Consider the following 22215-nt stretch of genomic DNA (forward strand, 5'->3'; position numbering starts at 1 on the left):
AAAACTATGCGAGCAGCAGTATTTCACGACCGCGGCGATGTCCGCGTGGAACACGTTCCCGATGCCGAAGTAGGTCCAGGAGACCTGCTGTTGAGGGTGTCGGTAGTGGGCATCTGCGGGACGGACGCTCACGAATTCGATTCAGGCCCCCACATGTTCCCTATTCGCAGCGCGCACCCTGTCTCCGGACATGTCGGGCCGATGATCCCCGGTCACGAATTGACCGGAACGATCGAGGCCATGGGCACCGACGTCGAAGGCTTCGAACTTGGCACCCTCGTCGTGTCCGGTGCTGGTATCTCCTGCGGTCACTGCTTCTGGTGCACACGCGCGATGACCAACCTCTGTCAGCACTACTCGACGCTCGGCCTCCACCAGAACGGCGCATTGGCCGAGTACGTCGCGGTACCGGCATCGACCTGCATGGACGCGTCGAGCTACGGTATTTCGGCCGACACAGCGGCCTTGGCGCAGCCGATGTCCATCGCGGTGCACGCAATGCGGCGAGGGCGACTGGCCCAAGATGAATCCGCGGTCATTCTCGGTGCCGGGGGTATCGGGGCCTTCCTGACATACGCTGTCGCTGACCGGTGCGGCAGCGTCGTGGTCTCCGATCTCGGCACCGAGCGGTTGGATATCGCCACCGCCCTTGGCGCCACACACACCGTGCAGGTCGGCAGTGATCGCAGCGTCCAAGATGTGCTCGACGCCAACGAGATCATCCCGTCGGTCGTCTACGAGGTATCCGGGAGCGCCGCTGGCTTCCAGCAGGCCTTGACCATCGCGTCGCGCGGTGCGCGGCTGGTCATGGTCGGTCTTCAGCACGGCCCTCTCGAGATCGACGTCCGCGGCGTGTCACTACGCGAGGTCGAACTGGTCGGTACCAATGCTCACGTCTGCGCGTCAGATCTTCCGGAGGCACTTCGGTTGTTGGCTGCACGTAAGGGTGGATGGACCGACGTCGCGCCAGTTGCACTGTCTCTCGATGAACTGGTCGAAGAAGGCTTGAAGCCGTTGGCCGAGCGGCGCAGTGCCCGCATCAAGACGCTGATCGACCCGTGGGCGTCCGCCACACGAAAGACCGTCGCATGACGCACGACAAGAAGACTATCGCGTTCGTGGGCCTAGGTCGAATGGGCCTGCCCATGGCCGCCAATATTGCGCGAGCGGGCTTTCGCATCCTCGTCTACAACCGGACCCGCAGTACTGCAGAAGACTTCGCCGCATCGACCGAAGGCGTCGAAGTGGCCGACAACCTACGCGAAGCTGCAGCGGCTGCCGAGGTAGTCGTGACAATGCTTGCCGACGAGACGGCTCTGCGCACGGTCTACGAGGGGCCTGAGGGTCTGTTGGCGGGTTGGTCGCCCAACAAGGTGGCGGTGGACATGGGGACCACCGGTCCCGTGGGTATCGCTTGGCTCGCGCAGGCCGTAGGACTTGCCGGTGGATCTGCCATCGACTCGCCGGTCTCGGGTGCGGTCAAAGCAGCAGAAACGGCGGGGCTCACGCTCATGGTCGGTGGACCCGCCGAGGTCGTCGAGCACGTACGACCATTGCTTGAATCGATGAGCGCGGCGATCTACCATCTCGGACCCGTTGGTTCCGGATCGGTCATGAAACTTGCGGTGAACAATGTGATTTTCGCTCTGGGACAGGCGATCTCGGAGTCGCTGGTCTTGGCGGAACGCAGCGGTATCGATCGGGCTGCGGCGTACGAGGTGTTCTGCAACAGTGCCATAGCCGCGCCGATGGTCGTGTACCGAAAAGACAACTACGTCAACCCCGATACTTCGACTGCTCAGCTTGCGCTGACACTGGCCGCCAAAGATCTCAGGCTCACTACCGCTTTGGCCGAAAAAGTACACGCGCACATGCCGCTGATGAAAGTAAATCTCGACACCACCGTCGAAGCTATCGAAAGCGGCCTGGGCGACCAGGATATGGCTGCGGTAGCTGTCTATCTGCGGCGACGGACTCCGCAGGGTTCCTGATCCGACGCGGCCACGCTGTCTCGGGACAAGGCGGTCGTCCGATGGGACAGTAGCGAAAACTGTCCGGCTCGCCTGGCAGCTTGGCCGCGCGAGCCGGACAGTTTCGTTTGTCGGTTCGAATACGCTATGTCTTCGCCCGCGGCACCAACCGTGCTAGCTGCGTCACGTGCTTGGGCTCGAGTTCCGCGAGGGTCGCTACGCCGAGCAACTTCATAGTCCGCTCTATCTGCTCTCGCAGGATGTCGATCATACGGTCGACTCCCTCACGGCCACCTGCCATCAACCCGTACAGGTAGGCCCTACCCACCATCGTGAACTGTGCACCCAGCGCGATCGAGGAAACGATGTCCGCGCCGGACATGATGCCAGTGTCGACAACGATCTCGGCGTCTTTGCCGACTTCCCGCACCACCTCGGGTAAAAGATTGAAAGGTACTGGCGCACGGTCGAGTTGCCGGCCCCCGTGGCTGGAAAGCACGATTCCGTCGACGCCCAGGTCGACGAGCTTTCGCGAATCGGCGACATTCTGCACACCTTTGACGACGAGTTTGCCCGGGAACAATTGCCGGATCACGGCGAGATCGTCGAACGAGATCGTCGGGTCCATCGCGGAGTCCAGCAACTCACCGACCGTGCCTCCCGTCGAACTCAACGAAGCAAATTCGAGTGTCTCCGTGGTCAAGAAATCCCACCACCACCACGGACGCGGGATTGCATTGGCGATCGTTCCGACAGTCAGCTGGGGTGGGATCGAGAATCCATTGCGTTTATCGCGGAGCCGTGCACCTGCCACCGGGGTGTCGACGGTGAAGAACAACGTGTCGAAGCCCGCTTTCGCGGCCCGCTCGGTCAGTTCGTACGAAATTTGCCGATCTCGCATTACGTAAAGCTGGAACCAGTTTCGACCGTGTGGGTTGGCCTCGACAACTTTCTCGATCGAGGTGGTCCCGAGGGTCGAGAGCGTGAACGGTATGCCGGCAGTCGCAGCAGCGGATGCGCCGGCAACCTCACCTTCGGTATGCATGAGTCGGGTGAAGCCGGTCGGTGCGATCGCGAACGGCAAGGCAGACGAGCCTCCGAAGATCTGCGTCGACGTGTCTACTGTTTCCGGTAAGGCGCGAAGAACCGACGGGTTTAACTCAATGTCGAGGAACGCCTGGCGTGCACGTGCCAGCGAGATCTCCTCGTCTGCGGAGCCGTCGGTGTAGTCGAAAGCAGCTCTCGGAGTGCGCCGCCGTGCGATCTTCCGCAGATCTTCGATCGTGAGCGCAGCGTCTAGTCTGCGCTTCTTTCCGTTGAGCTCAGGCTTCTTGAACTTCACGAGGTCGATCAGCTCGTTCGGGTTCGGAACCTGACGTTTCACCATGATGTGCCTTTCACGGAAGTGGTATATCCGAATGAACGCGCAGAGCCTGTCTGCAGCCTCGGCGCGTTCACTTCATTCGGTACCGCAACGCATGAAGGGCTCTTCATGCGGACCGGTTTTGGTGTCGATCGCGTATAGCGACGTAGTCGCGGTCAGGAAGAGCGTTCTCCAGTCCGGGCCGCCCCAGTGCAGGTTGGCGACCTTCTCCGGTACACGAACTTTCCCGATGTGCTTCCCGTCCCGATCGAACACCCAGACACCACCGGGGGCAGTCACCCACAGGTTTCCACCCTGGTCGCACTTGATTCCGTCGGGAACACCGAGATCGTCGTCGCGGACACCCTGCTCATTTTTTTCGAAGATGTCCGTGGCGAAGATGCGGGCATTCGCGAGAGCTCCATCTCGCTCGACGTCGAAAACGCGAATGTTGGCCTGATCAGTGTCGTCGATGTACAGCTGACTTTCGTCCGCGGAAAAGCAGAGACCGTTGGGAGCTGTGAACATGGCACGCTCGACGACCAGTTGCAGATCGCCGCTGGGCGATATGCGGTAGACCCCTTGAAATCCGAGTTCCGCCGGTCGCTCGACTCCGTAGCCGGGCATCCGGCCGTAGAGCGGATCCGTGAAGTAGATCGAGCCGTCAGACCGTACGACGATGTCGTTCGGACTGTTCAACTCGCGACCTTCGAAGTGCGTTGCGAGCGGGGATCGTCGTCCATCTCGGTCGATCGAGACGACCGATGACGTTGTGTGTTCGCAGACCAGCAGATTGAGGTCCCCGTCATAGGTCATCCCGTTTCCCATGTGCGTGGCGTGCGAGACGTCTTCCACCCCGGATCCATCCCATCGACGGCGTGTATCTCCTGGAATGTCCGAGAAAAGCAGGTGATTTTCGACAGGGTGCCATATCGGGCCCTCGACAAATTGATAGTTCGTCCCTAATTGTCGCACCGGGCTGTCGAGGTCGAGCAGTAACTCGAAACATGGGTCAATTGCCTTATGAAGCACGGAAGTCCCTCCTCGGTGTGCGTTGCATGTCTGGGTTTGTTGATCGTGCACCGGCTCCGGCGCTCAGTCGTTCGCTTCGTAACCTTTCAGAGCAAATCGGCCTGGCCATTGATCTTCGATTTCAGATGTACGCCGAAAGATGCGCCACTTTCCATCGGGTTCTCTTCGCACGGAATCCAAGTACCGACCCATTCCCCAGACGAACGACGGCTTGTCTTCGTTCGGATCGAAACGGAACATGTAGCTCACCACCTCCGCAGTGTCACCGTGCAGGTCGATGAGGCTGTTGAGGACCAGGTGCTTGTGGTACAACTCCGGAGCGTGCGAGTGACGGTTTGCGAAGTCTTCGGTGCCGGCCTTTCCTGCCCACCGGTTGACGGATCCATCGAGCCGCTTCGTCTCTCTGACCGCGTCGTCGGTGAAACAATCGATCAGCCGCTCGCGGTCGCCGTAGTCAAGGGCGTGGCCGTACTGCTTCAACGTGTCGAGGATTGCGCTTCGATCCTCCAATGCCTGCAAGCGGGCGTTCAGCGCGGCGTAATCATCTTGGGACATGTTCACTCCATCTCTAACTCCGTCAAGGAATCGACCCGAGAGCCGATTAGTGCAATCGATTGCATCTCGGCAATCATCGCACGCAGGCGTTGTGGGATGCAACAAGCTAGAGTTCGGCGAACAGCTGTGGAGCAATAAAATTCCGCCCATGGCGGCAAGCGCCGAGCCCTGAACGGAGTCTCGATCGGCCGCCGCATAGGCGGCGCCGCGTTCGTTCGGCCTCACTCCGTACACCTACGACGGCGTTTACCGCACCGGAGGTCCTCACCGGCGGCGCCCCCTCGGTTGCATCCGATGTGTACAGCCTCGGCGCCACGCTGTTCTGCGCCGTGACCGGGCATGCCGCCTTCGAACGCCGCAGCGGGGAGCAGTTGGTCGCCCAGTTCCTCCGCATCACCTCCGAGCCGGCACCGCCGCTACGCAGGGAACACATCCCACCCGCAGTGGCCGCGGCCATCGAACATGCCATGGCCACCGACCCCGATGCCCGGCCTGCAACTGCGGCGTCATTCGGTGAGCAGTTGCGCCAGGCACAGCGCCTCACCGGGCTCGCCGACGAGTTCAGAACCGAACGGGAGCAGGATGACGCCTTCACGGTGCCGTACACCACTATCAACGTCGGCACCGTCCGAGGCGGATTGGCAGTCAACATCGTTCCCGAGAGCTGCGAGTTCGAGTGGGAGATGCGCACCGTTCGTGCCGAGCACCACCGGGAGATCAGCACCCGGTTCCACTCGTTCATGAACGATCTGCAGATCGAGATGCAGATCGAAACCACATCTGCTCGAACCGATCACGAGGTTCTAGCCGATTTTCCCGGACTGACTCCCACACACGCCGCGCAGGAGTTCATTGACGTCATGGGATACACCAGCGAGGCGACAGGGGTTTCCTACGGCACCGAAGCTGGACTCATCAGTGAGCTCGGGGTGCCGACAATCGTGTGCGGCCCCGGCAGCATCGAGCAAGCCCACCGGGCCGATGAGTGGGTCGAGCTGGCGCAGGTGCAGCAGTGTTTCGATTCGATGCTTGCCCTCCAACAGCACCTCGTCGAACCTGTGGCTTCTTCCATCAGGCGAATGGAGAAAGTGGATCTAGTCTGATGAGTGAGCACCGGGGAGTGGGCCACTGACACGGTGACCCAGTCCCCGGTCTACACGCACGAGCAGTGCTGAACGCATCGGCGGTGGCCGGGAAGCTGACTCCGAATGGCGACGCGCGGCACGCGTCTTTCGAACCCAGCCTACAGCGCCTGTAGAAACGTCGATCCGCCTGGCGTACAAGTTTTTACGGACCTGTCGACACACCAGGCCGTTAAAGCTCGAATTTCGACTTGCTTCGGCACCGGTTCGATCCCCGTCGCTTTGGTTTGCCGCCACAGTTGTCAATGGACACTGGGAAGTGGATCTGGCGCACTTTTCGTGAAGGTGTTCGGCGTGTCGCCACGGTGTGCTGACCTGCGGCGGGTGAGGATCGTCGGCGTGTGATTTCGAGGGCGTGCGGGCGTTGCTGCCTCACCTGGTTGGTGTCGTTGTCGCGGGGGTGCGTCGGGTCGGTTCTACGATCCGTATCGACGCAGAGCCGAAGGGCGACCGGGGACGGTGTCCGGGCTGTGATGGTGAGTCCGCTCGCGTGCATTCCCGGTACCGCCGACAGTTGGCCGACACCGCGATCGGTGGGCATCCGGTCATGATCGACCTTCGGGTGCGTCGATTCTTCTGTGACACCATTGATTGCACGGCAAAGACTTTCGCCGAGCAGGTGCCGGGTCTGACCAAATCACGGTCACGCCGCACGCCCGGGCTCGGCGCGATGGTCACAGCGATCGGATTGGCCGTGGCCGGGAGGGCAGGTTTTCTGCGCCGGGCGAGCAACGCCGGCGTCGGTCAAGTCCACCAAGGGGACGAAGGGCTCCGGCTCGTGCGACTTGAGGGGTTTGCTGTTGGCCAACCATCGCTCCACCGGACTCAATTCGGCGTCACCACAGGGTCCGCTCGCTTGATCCGTCACTTCCTGGACCGCCCCTCTCTCACAACAGCACGAAGCACCGCTCCGCCGAGCGTAATGAGAGTGTAAAGAACGGTCGAGATCGGCACCGATGGAAATCTGAATTCACCAGCCACCCACCGCGCCCACCGTCGCCCCACTCCCCCTGCGCTTGCCGTGCGCGTGAACAGGCGTCGCCTAGGTAGCTAGAAGGACTCTCGGTACTCGCGGCCACCCATTGGGCTCTGGTTTCATTCAGAGCCTTCGACTCTGACGACCGCGTGCGCCGGAGTCTCCCACGCGCTGCGCTCATGACTCCACACCGCCGACTGCGCAATTACATGACGAAGGCTCGCTGATCGACTCCCATTAGGAGGTCGATGTCCTTGCTGTAGCGGGCCTGCGGCAGGCGCACCATCATTCCGATGCCGCCCTTGAGGATCCACCCGTCCGGGTCGGCGTCGAAGACGCGGGTCAGGAAGCGGGCGATGACGAATCGGCGGCGCACGGGCGTTCCCCCCGTGATGTGGACACCAATTCCCATGCGGCGGTGGCCAGCGTAGCCGATCGCTGCTCGAACTCGATCGGACAGATCTGGCCGAGAGTGGAATGCCTCCTTCTGGTTCATAATACGGTGCCACCACCATGGTAGATTTCTGCATCTGGCGATGGCGATGGCGACCACCGGCACCATCCGGCGCACCATCGCCTCGGTCCCAGCTCGCATCGCGTCCTCAGCGAGACGGTTGACGCTGCACCTCCCGCAGGGCTGGCCGTGGGAAACAGCGTGGAATGCCCTGTTCGACAATACCTTCTGCGGCAATCACCCCATCATCGTCTAACAGCTGCGACACCTGCCCGACCTCGACGCGAAAGAGCCAGTGGAACAACCCGACACGAGAGGTCGGACGATTACCCACGCCCGGAACCTGCTCACTGCCGCACAACGAAACTCAGCACGCGCACATCAGTCGATCGGTGAATTCAGGCTAAATGTAAGGTCTCGACGACGGTGACGCCTCTAACTCGATTCATGGTGCTTAGGCGCGGCGCGGACGTGTGCGCGTTCTCCCTGTTTGCCGACAAGGCTGAGGAACTCCACGGGTCCTGAGTTGGTGGCTCCGAACCAATGCGGGGTGCGGGTGTCGAACTCGGCAACTTCGCCGGGTTCGAGGATCAAGTCGTGCTCGGCAAGAACTAGTCTGAGTTTGCCGTTGAGGACGAAGGCCCAGTCGTAGCCTTCATGAGTGCGGAGTTCGGGCTCAGCGTCGGCGCGGCCGGTGGGGAGGATGAACTTGTAAGCCTGGATACCTCCGGGCCTGCGACTCAAGGGCAAAATGGTCCGGCCGTCGGAGGTTGGGATCGGGCGCAGGTTGATACGCGGGTCGCCCGTCGGCGGTGCATCGACGAGCTCATCCAGGGTGACGCCGTACGCGCGCGCCAGCGGCAGCAACTGTTCCAAGGTGGGACGTCGGAGACCGGCCTCGAGCCTCGACAGCGTGCTGGTCGAGATACCGGTCTCCTCTGCGAGGTCGCTCAAGGTGATGTCCCGTCGCACTCGCAGGTGCTTCAGCCGCGGCCCAACAGCGTCCAGGGTGCGGTCCAATGAGGAATCCATACCGCCGATTTTGCCATTCGGCAACAATGTTTGCAATGCAGATTGTCGGTGGCCATTCTCGGAGAGCGGGGGTTTCGGACTGGCAGCCGCAAATTCGTTGAGAGGGCAAACATGGCAGAGCAAACGGGCGCTATTCGCGACACGGTGATCGTCGGGGGTGGCGCGGCCGGCCTCAGCGCCGCCTTGACACTGGCGCGGGCGCGCCGATCGGTGACGGTTGTAGACGCAGGCGAGCCGAGGAACGCACCGGCTGACGGCGTGCACGGGTTACTTGGTCTCGAGGGCGTGAGCCCGGTGGAGTTGCTGGCTCGCGGCCGCGACGAAGTCCTCGGCTACGGCGGCGAGATCCTGGCCGGCGAGGTGGTCGACGTTTCCTGCGCGTCGTATGGGTTCTCGGTCGTGCTTCGCGACGGTGCTGTCCTCCGTGCGCGGCGTCTGCTGATCGCCACCGGACTGATCGACGAGCTGCCGGACATCCCTGGCGTGCGCGAGCAGTGGGGGCGCGGCGTACTGCACTGCCCCTACTGCCACGGCTGGGAGGTCCGCGACCGCAGAATTGGCGTACTGGGCACCAACCCGATGGCAGTGCACAAGGCCATGCTGTTCCGCCAGTGGAGTCCCGACGTCGTGTTCTTCGACCACGACCGGCCGCTCGAAGCGCAGGACCGCGCCAAGCTAGACGCGCTCGGCGTCGGAGTCGTCGCGGGCAAGATCGCGCGACTGGAGATCGACGACGACCAACTGACTGGTGTCCGCATCGCCGACGAGACCGTCGTTGCGGTCGATGCAGTGGTGGTGTCGACGCAGATGGTCGCCCGCACCGAACTCTTTGCCAGCATCGGAATCAAGGCGTCGCCCCATCCCGCAGGCGCGTTCATCGAGACCGACCAGTTCGGCGCAACCTCGGTGCCAGGGGTGTGGGCCGCAGGCAACTCCTCCGACATCGGCGCCCAGGTCGGGGCCGCCGCTGCTGCTGGGGCCTTGGCAGCTCAGCACATCAACACAGACCTCATCATGAAGGACCTCGACCACGCCGTGACCGCAGCGGCCACCGGAACCAGCAGTGAAGGTAGCTCTGCAGTGGAGCACACGTTCGACAACGAATATTGGGACCAGATCTGGACGGGCGATCGCGCCGCGGCCATGGGATCCAGTCAACCCAACCCGCACCTCGTCCGCGAGGTCGGCGATCTGGCGCCTGGGACGGCACTTGAGGCTGGTTGCGGCGCTGGGGCAGAGGCGATCTGGCTCGCCGGGCGTGGCTGGCAGGTCACCGGAGCGGACATCGCCGCCGCGGCACTCGAGCGGGCCGCCGAGCGGGCCGCCGACGCTGGGGTCACCGAGCGGGTGCAGTGGGTGCAGGCAGACCTGTCCACCTGGGAGCACGACAATCGCTACGACCTGGTCACCACGCACTACGCGCACCCCGCAATGCCCCAGCTGGACTTCTACGACCGCGTCGCATCGTGGGTAGCCCCCGCAGGCACCCTCCTCATCGTCGGTCACCTACATCACGATGCCGCCGCCGACGGGCACAAGCATGGAAGCGCTCCCGGGCATGAAGGCACGCCCGGGCACGAGTCCGATGGGCCGCCCGGCTCGGCATCGGCAACCGCTGCCAGCATCACCGCGCGCTTCGACCCCGCCCAGTGGGAGGTCGCCACCGCAGTGGAGTCACACCGGACCATATCCAGCCCCCGAGGACACGAGACCACCATCCACGACGTCGTCGTCAGAGCCACCCGCCGCAGCTGACCTCAGCCGTCCGTCCGGCACACCGCCGCCCCGCACGGGTCGTGGCGCCTCTCCTTCCTGCCCTCTTGAAAGGCCCTTCATGAGTACCGACCCACGGCCGACCCTGGCCGAACCCGCCGACTCGACGATCCACGACGCGCGTCAGCGCCGCACGATCCTGATCGCGGTATGCGTCGCGCTGATGGCTGTCATCGCATCTGTGACAGGGCTCAACGTCGCCCAGCCCGAACTCGCCGTCGAGTTCGACGCCCCTCAGAGCGAGGTGCTGTGGTTCATCAACCTGTACACGATCAGTCTCGCCGCCCTACTCCTCCCGTTGGGGGCGCTCGGAGACCGGTGGGGCCGCAAGCCCCTTCTGTTGACCGGCCTGACCGTATTCGGGGCCGCGAACGTAGCCGCCGGTCTGGCCACCTCCTCGGAAATGATCCTCGCCTCCCGATTTGCCTCCGGTGTTGGCGCGGCCATGATCATGCCGGTCACTCTGGCCGTCATCACTTCGACCTTCCCCGAGGGAGAGCGATCCAAGGGCATCGGTGTGTGGACCGCGGTAGGCGGAGGCGGCGGGTTGCTCGGGATGTACCTGTCGGCGCTGCTGGTCGACATCGCCAGCTGGCGGTGGCTCTTCGTCTTACCAGTAGCACTCGTCCTCGTGGCCATGGCCATGGCGGTGCGGTCGGTCCCGAACTCCCGCGAGCACGCTGAGCACCGGTTCGACATCGTAGGTGCGTTCACCTCGGTCATCGCCGTGCTCGGCCTCATCTTCGCCATCCACGAGGGACCGGTGCACGGGTGGACTGAGCCCGCAACGCTCCTCGCTCTCGTAGGCGGAGCTTTCGCATTCATCGGGTTCGTGGCGTGGGAGTTGCGTCAAGCAGGTCCGCTGCTCGACCTGCGACTCTTCCGCGAACGGGGCCTGGCGGGCGGGTCGGTCACTCTGCTCGCAGTCTTCGGGGTCCAGGCCGGAATCTTCGTCGTGCTCTTCCCATTCCTACAGGCGGTGCTTGGATGGTCGGCGCTGCGCGCAACACTGGCTCTGTTGCCCATGGCACTACTGATGATGCTCTCCTCCGTCCTAGCAGCGAGGTTGGTCGCCCGAATCGGAATCCGCGCGACCATGGTTACCGGCATCTTCCTCGGCGGCTCCGGCCTTGCCCTGATGGCGAGCCTCGTCTCGGTAGACGGCGGCTACCTCTCCGTTCTTCCCGGCATGCTCGCCATGGGACTGGGCATCGGTCTGGCCATGACGCCCTCTACCGAGGCGATCACCAGCTCGTTGCCGCGAGAGCGTCAAGGAGTTGCGTCCGCGCTCAACGACGTCACCCGCGAGTTCGGCACCGCCCTCGGCGTCGCTCTGCTCGGCGCTATCCTCTCCGCCGGCTACAAGACCTCGATCGGCTCCCGCCTCGACGGCGTCCCGACCGACCTCGTCGACACCGCCCGCGATGGTGTCGCGAACGCCGTCGCGGCCGCTGACAGTGCCGGTTCTGAGGCGCAGGCGCTGGTGCGGGCCGCGCAGGAGTCGTTTGTAGACGGTTGGCAGAACGCCATGTGGGTCGGCAGCGCAGTCATGGCCGTCCTGTTCATCTACGTGCTCGCCCGTGGCCCCCAGCGAACCACTGATGCAACAAACAGGACTGAGGCTGACTCCGATGATCCGGCTGTGATCATCGGTTGATGCCGAGTGCTCAAGGCTACCTTCGGCTTATCCTGACCTCACCACCTTCTGCCGTGGTGACTACCTCGGTCTGGAGATCACAGGTCAACGCCTCGAGGACGCGCCTCATGTCGGACAGCTCGCCGCAGTCGACAACGGCGATGCACGAATACGGACTCCACTTGCGGTCGCATCGACCGAATCGAAGTCTACTCCTGCCAGACGCGGAAGAAGTGCGCGCAGATCGCAACAGTTCTCAGAACACTAGAGGTCATAGTCCCCGTTCGGCCCGTAGTGCCGGCGCCGTGTAGCCGAGCATTGCGGCATCTAATGTGTCGAAGAAGAAGAAGGCAAGGAGAACCATCCACTTTTTGTGGGTGGCGGTCGCCAGCGGCAGTCGATCAATTCGGGCTTTGAGAATGGCAGTCGAGTCTTGCTGCCAGGAGGTCGAAGTAGTCATATCGCCTGCATGCATCCTTATCCGGTCCGATCTGGGTGATCCGTTCATCGGGTCCACGTATTGGGGAGGTCCCGGTTGTCTTGTGGTTCCTGAACATCACTTGACTGAGTAGTGGCCTTCCCGTTGCGCGAAGGCGTTCTTGGTGCCGCTCCGGCTGCGCTCTCGCAGGAAGTTGAATTCGTCCTCTTCGAATCTGAGGTTCGTGCCCAGGGTATGCCCGACATATCCGCGAGCGAACTGCTCGCTTCCACCCAGACTCTCCATCGCCTGCTGCCACATGGCCCGTCCCGTCACCAAGGCATCTCTGGGATGCTGGGCGATCCGCTCGGCCCATGCTTGGACGGTGCCTTCGAGGTCGGCTTCCGGCACCGACCGGTTCACCGCCCCGAATCGCTCCGCATCCCTGCCATCGAATTCGTCTCCGAGCAAGAGGATCTCGCGGGCCCTCTTCGGCCCATACTTGAGGATCTGGGTGTTCAGATGCCAGGTGTTACCGGCCAAACCCAGCCGTTGCTCGGCGTGACTGAATCGGGCAGTGTCTGCGGCGATGGCGAGGTCGACCAGTTCCACGAGGTACATGCCTGCACCGGTGCACACACCTTGGACCTGCGCGATGACCGGCTTGAGCGAGAAGTGGAATGCCTTGTAGTTCTCCCCCAGTTTGCGATCTCGCGAAAGCCGGGATCGTTGACTGGGGCGGCGCGGCTTCGTTCCGTCAGAGCCTGGTTCGAGTCCGTAGGACTTGGCGGCGTCGTTGTAGTCGTGTCCGGAGCAGAAGGACCGTCCGTTTCCTTTGAGGATGATGACCTTGACGTCGTCGTCGTCCTCCAGCTCGTGCAGTTTCTCGACCAGCAGATCGAGATCGGCAAACCGGAGGGCGTTGTGCTTCTCGGGACGGTTCATGACCAGTCTGGCGACCGGTCCCTCCCGCTCGACCAGAATGGCAGCGCTCATTATCGTTTCCTTTCCTCTGTCGGTTGTAGTGAAGTGAGGATCGCGGCTGCTTCGTCAACCATCCGAGGCAGGAATTCCGCGACCGTGACAACGTCGGAGATGCCACTGGCCACCTGTCCCATCAGGACGAGTCCGTTGTCGGTGTCGCCTTCTATTTGGGCGCGCCGCATTGCGGCGATCTTCTCGGCCGGGGAGACGGTAGCGGTCCGCATCTTCTCCGCGGCGGGGTTGCGCAGCATCCGGCACGGTCCGAAGACGCCGTCGGTCAACAGGTCGTCACCTTCCTTTGCCGCGACGAGGGCGTCCCGGTAGGCGGGATGCCATTCGGTGTTGTCGGTGGTCGCAGCAAACCGGGTACCGAGAGCGACGGCGTCGGCGCCGAGACAGAGCGCGGCGGCCAACCCGCGGCCGTCTCGCACCCCGCCGGTGAGCACAACTGGCACATCGACCGCGGCGGCGACGTTCGGAACGAGCACGAAGGTGTGCATACCGCTTGCCGGTGCGTGCCCGCCCATTTCCGAACCGGCGGCAATGACGACGTCGACGCCGGCTTCGACGGCCTTCACGGCATGCTGCGTGGCACCCACCTTGTGTTGGTGGATCATGCCCTCGTCGTGGATCCTCGCGGTCAGGCCGGCGGGGAATCCGGCAGAGGTGGTCAGAACGCGCAACCGGCTTGCCATCCCGGCATCGGCGCGTCGTGCCGCGAACACCGCTTCGAGATAGATGCGTGCGAACGTCGCGATACCACCGTTGCGGTCGTGGCCCACAGGGATGTTCACCGCGAACGGGGCGGAGGTGCGGGTCGCGCATTCCTCGATGCTGCGGCGCAGCTCTGCCGCGGCCGCATGGAGATCGCCGGCCGTTCCGGGCACGCTCACCGTGCCCAGACCGCCCGCGTTCGACACCGCCGCGGCCAGTCTGGTGGTCCCGAAGGGGCCCATCCCTTCCTGAACTACCGGGTGCCGGATTCCGACCAGATCTGTGTAGCGGTTAGCGAGGGGACCGCGCACTTTGTCACTCATCTTGTGCCTTTCGCGTCGGCGCAGCACTGGCAGAGGGTGTGATGGCCGATGCCGGAAGAGTTGATCCGCCCACGCCGCACCGCTGCCACTTCTCACTGGAAAATAACTTCGTGACACGAATCATAGTTCCCGTACTATTACTCTTGATGAGTTCGCTGTCAAGAGGCTTACACGGACCCTCTGATGGCTTTACCGACGCGAGGAGACATACAGGTGACGCTGATGGGTAGTGACCCCGACACCGAAGCTGACCAGCTGTCTATTCCGGGCCTACTGGACCGGAACCCCGCCGCACTCGATTCCGCGGAGATCGCCGCAGCGAGTCGCCCTCCGCTGACCATGATTGGCAATCGGCTGCGGGAAACGAACGCCAATGCCCCCCTGGGCCCCGCACAGAGTTTGGTGTTGAGCCAGCTCACAGCCGTTGATTCGATGCCGATCACAGAACTGGCGGCTGCCGATGGCCGCGCGATTTCGACCATGACCGAAATCGTCGGCCGACTGGCCAAGGCCGGATGGGTCGAGAAGCGCGAGGGCGTCGAGGACCGCCGCCAGGTCAGGGTCGCGATCACCGCGGAAGGCCGGCGCATCCTCGAGGAGAACCAGCAGCTGCGCAACCAGACACTCGCCGAGCGCATCTCCACCCTGGCCGACCACGAACGCGTCGCACTCGCCGCTGCACTTCCCGCACTGTGGAAGATCGCGGACATCGATCCCGACCTGTGGCCCCGAGTTCATAGGCGCACTGCCAAACGCTCCCGGCGAAACCCGCAACCCACTCAACAGGAGTGACGCGCGACAAGAATTTGGTTCGTCCCCCTTGACAGTTGCGGCGATCACACTCACTCTTGAAAAATGGTTCGCCTAACGAAGCAACCCACTGAGGTTGCAACACCGCCCCGCTCACTTGATTGGCTATCCAGCATCCGGGTCGTCGAAGTTTCGACCGGGGTCGCGGCACCGCTGACCGGCCGGATCCTCGCCGAACTCGGCGCGGAAGTGATCAAGGTCGAATCCCGCGCCAAATTGGACGTCAACCGGGTCCGGGTGCCACGAGAGGAAATGTCGGGGCTCGCCGACCCCGAGACGTTGCGATTGGAAGGCTTCGGCCTACTCCACGAAGCGAGTGCCAGTAAGCGCAGTGTCACGCTGAACCTGAAGACCGAGGCCGGCCGGGACTTGTTCCTGCGACTGCTCAGTGAAGCGGACGTCTTTGTCCAGAACTTCGCACCCGGCTGGCTCGAACGACTCGGTCTGTCCATCGAAGACCTGTTGCATCAGTGCCCCCGCCTGGTGGTGTTGTCGGCCACCGGTTACGGCCAGACCGGTCCGCTGTGCCAGCAACGCGCATACGCACCGATCATGAGTTCGCTCGCCGGACTGGAGGGCGTGATCGGTTACGAAGACGGCGCGGTCGTCGGAGCGTCGGCGACAGCCATGGCCGACCTCAACTGCTCGTTCTATGGCGCCTTCCTCGTGCTCGCCGCCCTCAACGGACGCACCCAGACCGGTGGCGGACGGCATCTCGATCTCTCCCAGACCGAGGCGTGCGTCGCACTGCTCGGAGAGGCCATGGTCGAGTACGCGAGCACAGGAAAGGCGCCGGGACCTACCGGAAACACCACCTTAACCGGTCGCCGCGAAGTGGTGCCGTGCAGCGACGGTCGGTGGGTCGTCGTCGATGATGCACCCGAAGGCGATCTCGTCTCCGCCCGCCCCGACGAGGTCTCCAGCGAGGAATTGGTTACCCAGCTCCAGTCAACGGGAATCGCCGCGACTCCGGTCCTGACCCCCCATGAGGTGTTGCAGGATCAGGCTTTCCGGGATCGGGGGCTCTTCCAGGAGATCGAACATCCCGTCCTCGGCCCCTTGATTACGACCAGCATTCCGTGGCACCTCGACGGCGCTGTCCCGCGTGTTCGTTCGTCGTCACCGTTGCTCGGCGCGGACACCGAAGAGATCATGACCCAACTTCTCAGTGTCGCCTCCGAGGACTTCGATCGCCTGACCACTGAAGGAGTGTTTCACTGATGTACGACTCAATGGCCGGAGTGACGGTTCTCGAGCTCTCCGGTACGCGGTCCGCGGCCTTTGCCGGCAAGCTTCTCGCCGATGTCGGCGCAACCGTCGTGCGCATCGGCACCTCCGAGCCCGACCCGTATCTCGACATCCACAAGCTCACCAGCCAGAGCGCGGTCACCGACCTCCTTTCTGGTGCCGAGGTATTCCTCACCGATCTCGACGACGAAGCATTGAAGACGCATGGTGTATCCCTCGACACGCTCCGCCGTGACTACCCTGCGCTGGTAGTTACTGCCCTGTCACCGCTGGGCCGAACCGGTCACCGAGCCGACTGGAACGCCAACGAGATTGCCATGCAGTCGATGTCCGGTCTGATGCACGTCACCGGCTATCCGGACCGCGAGCCGCTCGCCGCCCCGTACGGACTGGGGGCCTTGCAGTTGGGGATCAGCGGGGCGGGGGCCACCTGCGCGGCGGTGCTCCGTGCCCGCCACGAGGGCACCGGCGCCCTGGTGGAAATCAGTGGCGCCGAAGTGCTGGCCTCCTACGTACGCATCTACGGCGCCGTCGGCGACTACTACGGAATCGAGCTCACCCGCGCCGGACATCGAGCACCCGGTTCCGGCGGGCGCTACCCCTTCGGGATCTTCCCGTGCAAGGACGGCCACGTCGCCCTCATCGCCCGAACCGCCGCCGAGTGGGACCGGTTCGTCGAGATGATGGGTTCACCGGAGTGGGCCTCACTCCCCCGATACACCGACGCCCGGGCAATGGCAATGGACTACCCGGACGAAGTCGATCAACTTGTCATCCCGTGGCTGTTGCGACACACCCGCGACGAACTCCTGGATTTGGCTCAACAGCACAAGGTTCCGATGGCACCTGTGCGGCGGGTGGACGAACTCACCGACGACATTCAGATGCAGCACCGGAACTTCTTCGAGACCACCACACTCGCCGACGGCACCCCCGCTACGGTGCCCGGCCGGCCATGGGTCGAAACCGTCGTGCGGTAGACGCTGACATGTCCCAGCCACAAACACCCAGAGGAATGATGCCTACATCGATCTCTTGACACCGAGATTCTGCCGCGGTATTGAAAGCCAGAGTCGATCGACTGCCGATGGCGACTGGCACGCACAAGAAGTGGATGGCACTTCTCGCCTTCTTCTTCGACACCATGGATGCCGCCATGCTCGGACACGCGGTGCCAGCGCTCCGAGCCGAATGGGGACTGAGCATCTCCACAATCGGGTTCCTCTCGTCAACCACCTTCGTGGGCATGATGATCGGCGCCGTAGTGGGAGGAAGATTGGCTGATCGCGTGGGACGGCGCCCGATAATCCTGGGCTCCGTTGTCTTCTACTCGGTGTTCTCGCTGGCTACAGGCCTCGCGCCGAACGTGACCTCGCTCGCTGTCTTTCGCGCCCTCAGTGGACTGGGCCTCCAGGCTATGATCGGCGTTCGGCTTGTCTTTGTCAGCGAAATGTATCCAAAGCATCTCCGAGGAGATATCAGGCTCTTCAACTTTGTCCGGGCAATCAGCATGAAGTCTGAGTCGCGGCCCGCTGTTTGCGGGCGCAGTGGAAGCGTATCCGGCGGGCCGAGTTCTCACGATTCCGGAAGCCGCAACCGGCGCGCTTCACAGCCTTCACGAGCCGGTTGTACCCCTCGGTCCGCGCATTGGTGATCCCGGTGCTGACGAACGCGTTGATCTCCGGCAACACATGTCGATCGTGCGCGCCAGGGTGAGGAGCTCGGGGATGGTCGAGTCGATGCACCAGGTAAGGAACCCGTGCAGCCGATGCCGGGTCAGGTGCGGGTCGCCACCGGACTTCACGGTGGATAACAGCGTGCGGGGTTCCTCCTTCGCGATGTACGTGGACAGGATTTGAGTGGTGGGGTCTTCGTCCATGATCGTGTTCCACATCTTCGCGAAGGTCTTGTCCGAGAGTCGTTCCCGTGCGGTGAGCAACCGACGCCTGTTAGCCCACTGAAGGCTCGATCTTGCCGCCGCGGCGGTCCTTGAGTTCTCCGGTGACCCGGCGCCGGACCTTGGTGACCATCTCGTTGGCCAGCTGCGCGAGATCGAAGTGATCGACCACGAGCGTGGCGTTCGGCAGCAATCCTTCGGTCCGGGTCGCCGCCGCGTACACCGCGGCCGGATCGATCGCGACATACTCGATCGCCTCCCGGAACTCCGGAGTGCGCTCGCGCAGCCATTGCACGACCGCCGCGGTGGTGCGCCCCTCCTTCTGGCCGAGCAGACCTTGATCGCCGTCGAGGTCGACAAAGCCGGTGTCCCACGGATCGACCCGCACCCACCTGCCGATGTTCTTGCGGTACCCCCATCTGGGCTTTCCGCGTCGGGTCTCGTCGATACCGAGGACACGCACCGGGGCCGGCTCGGTCAGCAGCGCCTCAGCGTGCGCGACGAACGCCCGGTGCGCCGTCGGCCACGACACCTCGTGGGCGGCGGCGACCTCGGTTGGGAACAGATGCCTGCGGAGCGCGCCCACCGCGTACTGGAGCAGTTCACGCCGATCGTGCGGATGTGACGCGGGCAGCGCTTGCCGGCCGAGCGCTTTTCTGATCGACTGCGAGCAAATCAAGATCAGGAGGCGATCCAGACGTTCTTGGTCCTAGTAAATTCCTCGACTCCTGCCCGCCCACCGATCCGCCCATACCCACTGCTTTTGACTCCCCCAAATTGCGCAGACGTCGGGAGCCCGGTGAACCCGTTGACCCAGACCATTCCGCTCCCGAGGCCGTTGACCATCCGGTTGACCCGTCGGACATCGGAGCTGTAGACGTACGACGCGAGGCCGTAGGGTGTGCCGTTGGCCAGTCGTAGCGCCTCCTCCTCGTCGTCGTAGGCCAGGACGGTGAGGACCGGGCCGAAGATCTCCTCGCGGGCCAGCTTCGCGTCCTCGGGTACGCCGGCGAAGACGCGGGGCTGATGAACCACCCGCCGGCGAGATCGCCGCCGACGCGCTCACCACCGGTGACGAGCTCGCCGTGGCCACTGGAGCGCGCGGCCTCGATCGTCACCATGATGCGATCGCAGGCCTAGGCGCTGATGACCGGCCCCACCTGGGTCTTCGGATCAGTCGGGTCCCCGATGACGACCTGGGCCGCTGTCTCCGACGCGAAGGCGAAGGTCACTCCCCTCCGCTCGACTTCAAGCGCCTCGTGGCGCACGTGGTCCTCGGCCCAGTCGTCTCCGATGAACAACAACACGCGACCCTCCCTTGAACGTCGAGCATCGGTCCGGGCAGCCAGCAGGAAGTCGGTTCGCGGACTAATGGTCGAGCGCTCACGACCTCAGCCGGGCACGACATCCCATCAGCGATCACAGACCTCCTGGCACGCGGGTGGAGGCACGGTCTGACCGTAGGACTCCGAGCACGGGTCCAGTCGACGAGAGTGCTCATCCACCAGCGGCTAACAGGTGCCAAGTCTGTCCGACCGGGCGAGGCTTGGTACCTCCCATTAGCCACCTATCCCTCCCGGGGACGCCTCGCAGGAGCGAAAATGGGGTCGGGCCGCCTGCCGACGCCGACTTTCCCTTGGGTCTGAGCTCGTTCATTAGCCTGGCGCCGGGGCCCCGACCTGGAAGGGTCACGCATTGTTGCTTCGAGCACGCCGGTCAGAATTTCGGTTCCCTTGACCGAGGCCCCCAGGCGGCCCGCCGTTGTGTATGCGTGTGGAATACGGTGAGAGGACAACAGAAGTGAATTCATTACCGGAACAGATACCCGATGCTGAGCACGAGCTGGTGGTCGAGTGGGTGTGCGCCATCGACGTGGCCAAGGCCTCGGGCAAGGTGTGCACCCGGACACCGGATTCGAGACGACCAGGCCGGCGGGGCAGCACGGTGTGGGACGTCTCGGCCACGACTGCCGCGATTACGGAGCTCGGCGAGCAGCTGGTGGCGGCGGGGATCGAGAAGATCACCGTTGAATCGACGTCGGACTACTGGCGGATCTGGTTCTGTCTGCTCGAATCGGCCGGGTTGACGGTGCAGCTGGTCAACGCCCGCGATGTGAAGAACGTGCCGGGGCGCCCGGAAACGGACAAGCTCGACGCCGTGTGGCTCGCCAAACTCACCGAGAAAGGGCTACTGCGGCCGAGTTTCGTCCCGCCGCAACCGATCCGACAGTTGCGCGACTACACCCGGCTGCGGATCGATCTGACCCGCGAGCGCACCCGCTATTGGCAGCGGCTCGAGAAACTGCTGGAGGACGCGCTGATCAAGGTGTCGTCGGTGGCTTCCAGTCTGGGCACCCTGTCGGTGCGCGACATGTTGGAGGCGCTGATCGCGGGCGAGCGTGACCCGCGGCGGCTCGCCGGTCTGGCACGCGGCGCGATGAAGGCCAAGCACAGCGCCCTCGTCGAGGCGCTCACCGGCAGGTTCGACGGTCATCACGCCGAGCTGGCCCGGATACTGCTCGACCAGATCGACACCCTCAACGCACAGATCGCCAGGCTTACCACCCGCATCGACGACCTGCTGGTCACCAGCATTGACGAGCCCGGTGACCCGGTGCCGTCCGACGACCCGGACGCGGGGCGCGGCGGGTCTGGGCTCACGGTGATCGAGCGGCTCGACGAGATTCCCGGCGTGGGGCGTGGCGCCGCGCAGATCATTCTCGCCGAGGTCGGGCCGGACATGACAGTGTTTCCCACGGCCGCGCACCTGGTGTCGTGGGCGAAACTGTGCCCGCGCACCATCCAGTCCGGCCCGATCCAGCGCGGCGGCCGAACCGGCAAGGGCAACCCCTATCTCAAGGGAGTGCTCGGCGAGGCCGCCGCCGCAGCCGCCAAGACGAACACCTTGTTCGGCGAACGCTACCGGCGAATCGTCAAACGTCGCGGCAAGCTCAAAGCCCTCGTCGCCGTCGCCCGTTCCATCCTCGTCGTGGTCTGGCATCTGTTGATCGATGCAAACGTCCGGTTCCACGACCTCGGCGCCGACTACCACACCCGCCACATCGACACCGAACGCAAGCTTCGCAGCCACATCGCCCAGCTCGCCGCCCTCGGCTACCGGGTCACCGTCGCGCCCGCTGCCTAACCCAAACACACCTTCACACCCTGATCCGGCTCCGCAAGCTACGCCGGATGCTATCGCCTGCCACTCACCTCCAGCATTTTCCGGTCAGTCGAACAGGATGACGCCTCGGATGTTCTTTCCGTCCTTCAGATCTCGGTATCCCTGGTTGATGTCGTCGAGCCGGTAGGTGCGGGTGATCATGTCGTCGAGGTTGAGCTGGCCGGCCTTGTACATGTTCAGCAGCCGGTTGACGTCCCAGGTGCCGTTGGTCGAGCCGAAGACGCATCCCTGCAGCCGCTTCTGGGACAGGGTCAGGTCGGCGATCGGGATCGGCAGACCGACCCGGGAGTGTTCGCCGACGGCGGTGACGACGACGGTGCCCGCCTTGCGGACCGCGGCGAGTGCCTGGGCGACGTGTTCGGGTTCGAGGACGCCGACGGTGATGACGAGGGCGTCCGCGCCCTGCCCGTTGGTGGACTGTTTGGCGAGTTCGGCCGCTTCCTCGATGGTCGCGACGGCGTGGGTCGCGCCGAACGTCTTCGCGCTGTCCCGTTTGAAGGCGACGGGGTCGACGGCGATGACGTGCGACGCTCCGGCGTGCCGGGCGCCCTGCAGTGCGGCGGATCCGAGTCCGCCGATGCCCATGACGATGACGGTGTGCCCGGGTTCGACGTTGCCGAGGTTCACGGCCGATCCCCAGCCGGTGCTCACCCCGCATCCGACGAGGCAGGCCTTGTCGAGGGGGATGTCCTTGTCGATCTTGAC

Annotated in this window: 22 protein-coding genes and 3 pseudogenes; 12 read left to right on the forward strand and 13 right to left on the reverse strand. The window is 63.8% G+C overall.

The genetic code is table 11. The annotated features are described in order from the left end of the window. Nucleotides 1–6: 6 nt before the first annotated feature. Nucleotides 7–1092, forward strand: coding sequence for a zinc-dependent alcohol dehydrogenase (locus tag AZG88_RS04550; protein ID WP_063886775.1), 1086 nt, complete (start codon nt 7–9; stop codon nt 1090–1092). Beyond that, on the forward strand, nt 1089–1991 hold the full coding sequence (locus AZG88_RS04555; protein WP_061697046.1) for an NAD(P)-dependent oxidoreductase: 903 nt from the start codon (nt 1089–1091) through the stop codon (nt 1989–1991). The genes AZG88_RS04550 and AZG88_RS04555 overlap by 4 nt, the downstream gene beginning before the upstream one ends. Nucleotides 1992–2115: 124 nt before the next feature. On the opposite strand, the gene AZG88_RS04560 is transcribed toward AZG88_RS04555, so the two are convergent. The 3 genes from AZG88_RS04560 to AZG88_RS04570 all read right to left on the reverse strand — a co-directional run bounded on the left by AZG88_RS04560 (nt 2116) and on the right by AZG88_RS04570 (nt 4920). Continuing rightward, nucleotides 2116–3357 carry an alpha-hydroxy acid oxidase gene (locus AZG88_RS04560; RefSeq protein WP_061697047.1) on the reverse strand — a complete coding sequence of 414 codons (1242 nt, stop codon included), beginning with the start codon at nt 3355–3357 and terminating at the stop codon, nt 2116–2118. A 72-nt stretch (nt 3358–3429) separates the two neighbouring features. Further along, nucleotides 3430–4365: an SMP-30/gluconolactonase/LRE family protein gene (locus tag AZG88_RS04565; protein WP_082833219.1), complete on the reverse strand. Its 936-nt coding sequence runs from the start codon at nt 4363–4365 to the stop codon at nt 3430–3432. Nucleotides 4366–4428: 63 nt separating this feature from the next. After that, nucleotides 4429–4920, reverse strand: a complete 492-nt coding sequence (locus AZG88_RS04570; protein WP_061697049.1) for a nuclear transport factor 2 family protein — start codon at nt 4918–4920, stop codon at nt 4429–4431. Nucleotides 4921–5150: 230 nt separating this feature from the next. Here AZG88_RS04570 and AZG88_RS55450 point away from each other — a divergent pair. Together AZG88_RS55450 and AZG88_RS53325 are read left to right on the forward strand one after the other, a co-directional pair. Beyond that, a pseudogene (locus AZG88_RS55450) lies at nt 5151–6023 on the forward strand (M20/M25/M40 family metallo-hydrolase); the annotation flags it as partial. Nucleotides 6024–6462: 439 nt separating this feature from the next. After that, nucleotides 6463–6996 (forward strand): transposase family protein, encoded by a 534-nt coding sequence (locus AZG88_RS53325; protein WP_269455024.1) that lies wholly within the window; start codon nt 6463–6465, stop codon nt 6994–6996. A 247-nt stretch (nt 6997–7243) separates the two neighbouring features. Here AZG88_RS53325 and AZG88_RS04580 read toward each other — a convergent pair whose 3' ends face one another. Beyond that, nucleotides 7244–7414 carry a nucleotidyl transferase AbiEii/AbiGii toxin family protein gene (locus tag AZG88_RS04580; protein ID WP_231913810.1) on the reverse strand — a complete coding sequence of 57 codons (171 nt, stop codon included), beginning with the start codon at nt 7412–7414 and terminating at the stop codon, nt 7244–7246. A 160-nt stretch (nt 7415–7574) separates the two neighbouring features. On the opposite strand from AZG88_RS04580, the pseudogene AZG88_RS51485 reads away from it, so the two are divergent. Beyond that, a pseudogene (locus tag AZG88_RS51485) lies at nt 7575–7748 on the forward strand (IS1380 family transposase); the annotation flags it as partial. 179 nt (nt 7749–7927) lie between these two features. Here AZG88_RS51485 and AZG88_RS04585 read toward each other — a convergent pair. Then, on the reverse strand, nt 7928–8524 hold the full coding sequence (locus AZG88_RS04585; RefSeq protein ID WP_061697052.1) for a helix-turn-helix domain-containing protein: 597 nt from the start codon (nt 8522–8524) through the stop codon (nt 7928–7930). 111 nt (nt 8525–8635) lie between these two features. On the opposite strand from AZG88_RS04585, the gene AZG88_RS53330 reads away from it, so the two are divergent. Both AZG88_RS53330 and AZG88_RS04595 read left to right on the forward strand, forming a co-directional pair. Further along, complete coding sequence (locus AZG88_RS53330; RefSeq protein ID WP_061697053.1) at nt 8636–10279, forward strand: FAD-dependent oxidoreductase; 1644 nt, start codon at nt 8636–8638, stop codon at nt 10277–10279. 79 nt (nt 10280–10358) lie between these two features. Beyond that, nucleotides 10359–11954, forward strand: coding sequence for an MFS transporter (locus AZG88_RS04595; protein ID WP_061697054.1), 1596 nt, complete (start codon nt 10359–10361; stop codon nt 11952–11954). A 250-nt stretch (nt 11955–12204) separates the two neighbouring features. Here AZG88_RS04595 and AZG88_RS04600 read toward each other — a convergent pair whose 3' ends face one another. The 3 genes from AZG88_RS04600 to AZG88_RS04610 all read right to left on the reverse strand — a co-directional run bounded on the left by AZG88_RS04600 (nt 12205) and on the right by AZG88_RS04610 (nt 14372). Continuing rightward, on the reverse strand, nt 12205–12393 hold the full coding sequence (locus tag AZG88_RS04600; protein WP_061697055.1) for a hypothetical protein: 189 nt from the start codon (nt 12391–12393) through the stop codon (nt 12205–12207). Nucleotides 12394–12489: 96 nt separating this feature from the next. After that, nucleotides 12490–13347, reverse strand: a complete 858-nt coding sequence (locus AZG88_RS04605; RefSeq protein WP_061697056.1) for an enoyl-CoA hydratase/isomerase family protein — start codon at nt 13345–13347, stop codon at nt 12490–12492. Then, nucleotides 13347–14372: an NAD(P)H-dependent flavin oxidoreductase gene (locus AZG88_RS04610; protein ID WP_061697057.1), complete on the reverse strand. Its 1026-nt coding sequence runs from the start codon at nt 14370–14372 to the stop codon at nt 13347–13349. The genes AZG88_RS04605 and AZG88_RS04610 overlap by 1 nt, the downstream gene beginning before the upstream one ends. Nucleotides 14373–14594: 222 nt before the next feature. On the opposite strand from AZG88_RS04610, the gene AZG88_RS04615 reads away from it, so the two are divergent. The 4 genes from AZG88_RS04615 to AZG88_RS55455 all read left to right on the forward strand — a co-directional run bounded on the left by AZG88_RS04615 (nt 14595) and on the right by AZG88_RS55455 (nt 18084). Further along, nucleotides 14595–15164, forward strand: coding sequence for a MarR family winged helix-turn-helix transcriptional regulator (locus AZG88_RS04615; protein WP_169693487.1), 570 nt, complete (start codon nt 14595–14597; stop codon nt 15162–15164). Between the two features lie 63 nt (nt 15165–15227). Next, nucleotides 15228–16403 (forward strand): CaiB/BaiF CoA transferase family protein, encoded by a 1176-nt coding sequence (locus tag AZG88_RS04620; RefSeq protein WP_061697059.1) that lies wholly within the window; start codon nt 15228–15230, stop codon nt 16401–16403. Beyond that, on the forward strand, nt 16403–17410 hold the full coding sequence (locus tag AZG88_RS04625; protein WP_061697060.1) for a CoA transferase: 1008 nt from the start codon (nt 16403–16405) through the stop codon (nt 17408–17410). Before AZG88_RS04620 ends, AZG88_RS04625 begins: the two co-directional genes overlap by 1 nt. 134 nt (nt 17411–17544) lie before the next feature. Beyond that, entirely contained in the window at nt 17545–18084 is a 540-nt protein-coding gene (locus tag AZG88_RS55455) for an MFS transporter (RefSeq protein ID WP_197487774.1), read from the forward strand. On the opposite strand, the pseudogene AZG88_RS55460 reads toward AZG88_RS55455, so the two are convergent. From AZG88_RS55460 to AZG88_RS51495, 4 genes and pseudogenes are all read right to left on the reverse strand, one after another. Continuing rightward, a pseudogene (locus AZG88_RS55460) lies at nt 17999–18322 on the reverse strand (transposase); the annotation flags it as partial. The gene AZG88_RS55455 and the pseudogene AZG88_RS55460 sit on opposite strands and share 86 nt — an antisense overlap. 57 nt (nt 18323–18379) lie before the next feature. Beyond that, nucleotides 18380–19006 carry a transposase gene (locus AZG88_RS49530; protein WP_197487775.1) on the reverse strand — a complete coding sequence of 209 codons (627 nt, stop codon included), beginning with the start codon at nt 19004–19006 and terminating at the stop codon, nt 18380–18382. Between the two features lie 2 nt (nt 19007–19008). Continuing rightward, nucleotides 19009–19362 (reverse strand): aldehyde dehydrogenase family protein, encoded by a 354-nt coding sequence (locus AZG88_RS04640; protein WP_061697062.1) that lies wholly within the window; start codon nt 19360–19362, stop codon nt 19009–19011. Between the two features lie 101 nt (nt 19363–19463). Continuing rightward, nucleotides 19464–19634, reverse strand: coding sequence for a hypothetical protein (locus AZG88_RS51495; RefSeq protein WP_156517421.1), 171 nt, complete (start codon nt 19632–19634; stop codon nt 19464–19466). Nucleotides 19635–20127: 493 nt separating this feature from the next. Between AZG88_RS51495 and AZG88_RS04645 the strand changes: the two genes are divergently transcribed. Next, nucleotides 20128–21471, forward strand: coding sequence for an IS110 family transposase (locus tag AZG88_RS04645; RefSeq protein ID WP_197487776.1), 1344 nt, complete (start codon nt 20128–20130; stop codon nt 21469–21471). A gap of 84 nt (nt 21472–21555) precedes the next feature. Here the strand turns inward: AZG88_RS04645 and AZG88_RS04650 are convergent. Then, nucleotides 21556–22215, reverse strand: a 660-nt coding sequence (locus AZG88_RS04650; RefSeq protein WP_156517422.1) for a zinc-binding dehydrogenase, incomplete at its 5' end; no start/stop codon positions are given.

Origin of the sequence: Rhodococcus sp. LB1 (genome assembly GCF_001583455.1) — a bacterium.
Taxonomy (GTDB): domain Bacteria; phylum Actinomycetota; class Actinomycetes; order Mycobacteriales; family Mycobacteriaceae; genus Rhodococcus_F; species Rhodococcus_F opacus.

Coding starts and splice junctions, on each gene's coding strand:
- AZG88_RS04570 (WP_061697049.1), bottom strand. CDS start 4,920: ATGTCCCAAGATGATTACGCCGCGCTGAACGCCCGCTTGCAGGCATTG.
- AZG88_RS04620 (WP_061697059.1), top strand. CDS start 15,228: ATGGTTCGCCTAACGAAGCAACCCACTGAGGTTGCAACACCGCCCCGC.
- AZG88_RS04555 (WP_061697046.1), top strand. CDS start 1,089: ATGACGCACGACAAGAAGACTATCGCGTTCGTGGGCCTAGGTCGAATG.
- AZG88_RS04615 (WP_169693487.1), top strand. CDS start 14,595: ATGGGTAGTGACCCCGACACCGAAGCTGACCAGCTGTCTATTCCGGGC.
- AZG88_RS04560 (WP_061697047.1), bottom strand. CDS start 3,357: ATGGTGAAACGTCAGGTTCCGAACCCGAACGAGCTGATCGACCTCGTG.
- AZG88_RS04550 (WP_063886775.1), top strand. CDS start 7: ATGCGAGCAGCAGTATTTCACGACCGCGGCGATGTCCGCGTGGAACAC.
- AZG88_RS53330 (WP_061697053.1), top strand. CDS start 8,636: ATGGCAGAGCAAACGGGCGCTATTCGCGACACGGTGATCGTCGGGGGT.
- AZG88_RS04600 (WP_061697055.1), bottom strand. CDS start 12,393: ATGACTACTTCGACCTCCTGGCAGCAAGACTCGACTGCCATTCTCAAA.
- AZG88_RS04625 (WP_061697060.1), top strand. CDS start 16,403: ATGTACGACTCAATGGCCGGAGTGACGGTTCTCGAGCTCTCCGGTACG.
- AZG88_RS04610 (WP_061697057.1), bottom strand. CDS start 14,372: ATGAGTGACAAAGTGCGCGGTCCCCTCGCTAACCGCTACACAGATCTG.
- AZG88_RS04585 (WP_061697052.1), bottom strand. CDS start 8,524: ATGGATTCCTCATTGGACCGCACCCTGGACGCTGTTGGGCCGCGGCTG.
- AZG88_RS04595 (WP_061697054.1), top strand. CDS start 10,359: ATGAGTACCGACCCACGGCCGACCCTGGCCGAACCCGCCGACTCGACG.
- AZG88_RS04605 (WP_061697056.1), bottom strand. CDS start 13,347: ATGAGCGCTGCCATTCTGGTCGAGCGGGAGGGACCGGTCGCCAGACTG.
- AZG88_RS55455 (WP_197487774.1), top strand. CDS start 17,545: ATGGCACTTCTCGCCTTCTTCTTCGACACCATGGATGCCGCCATGCTC.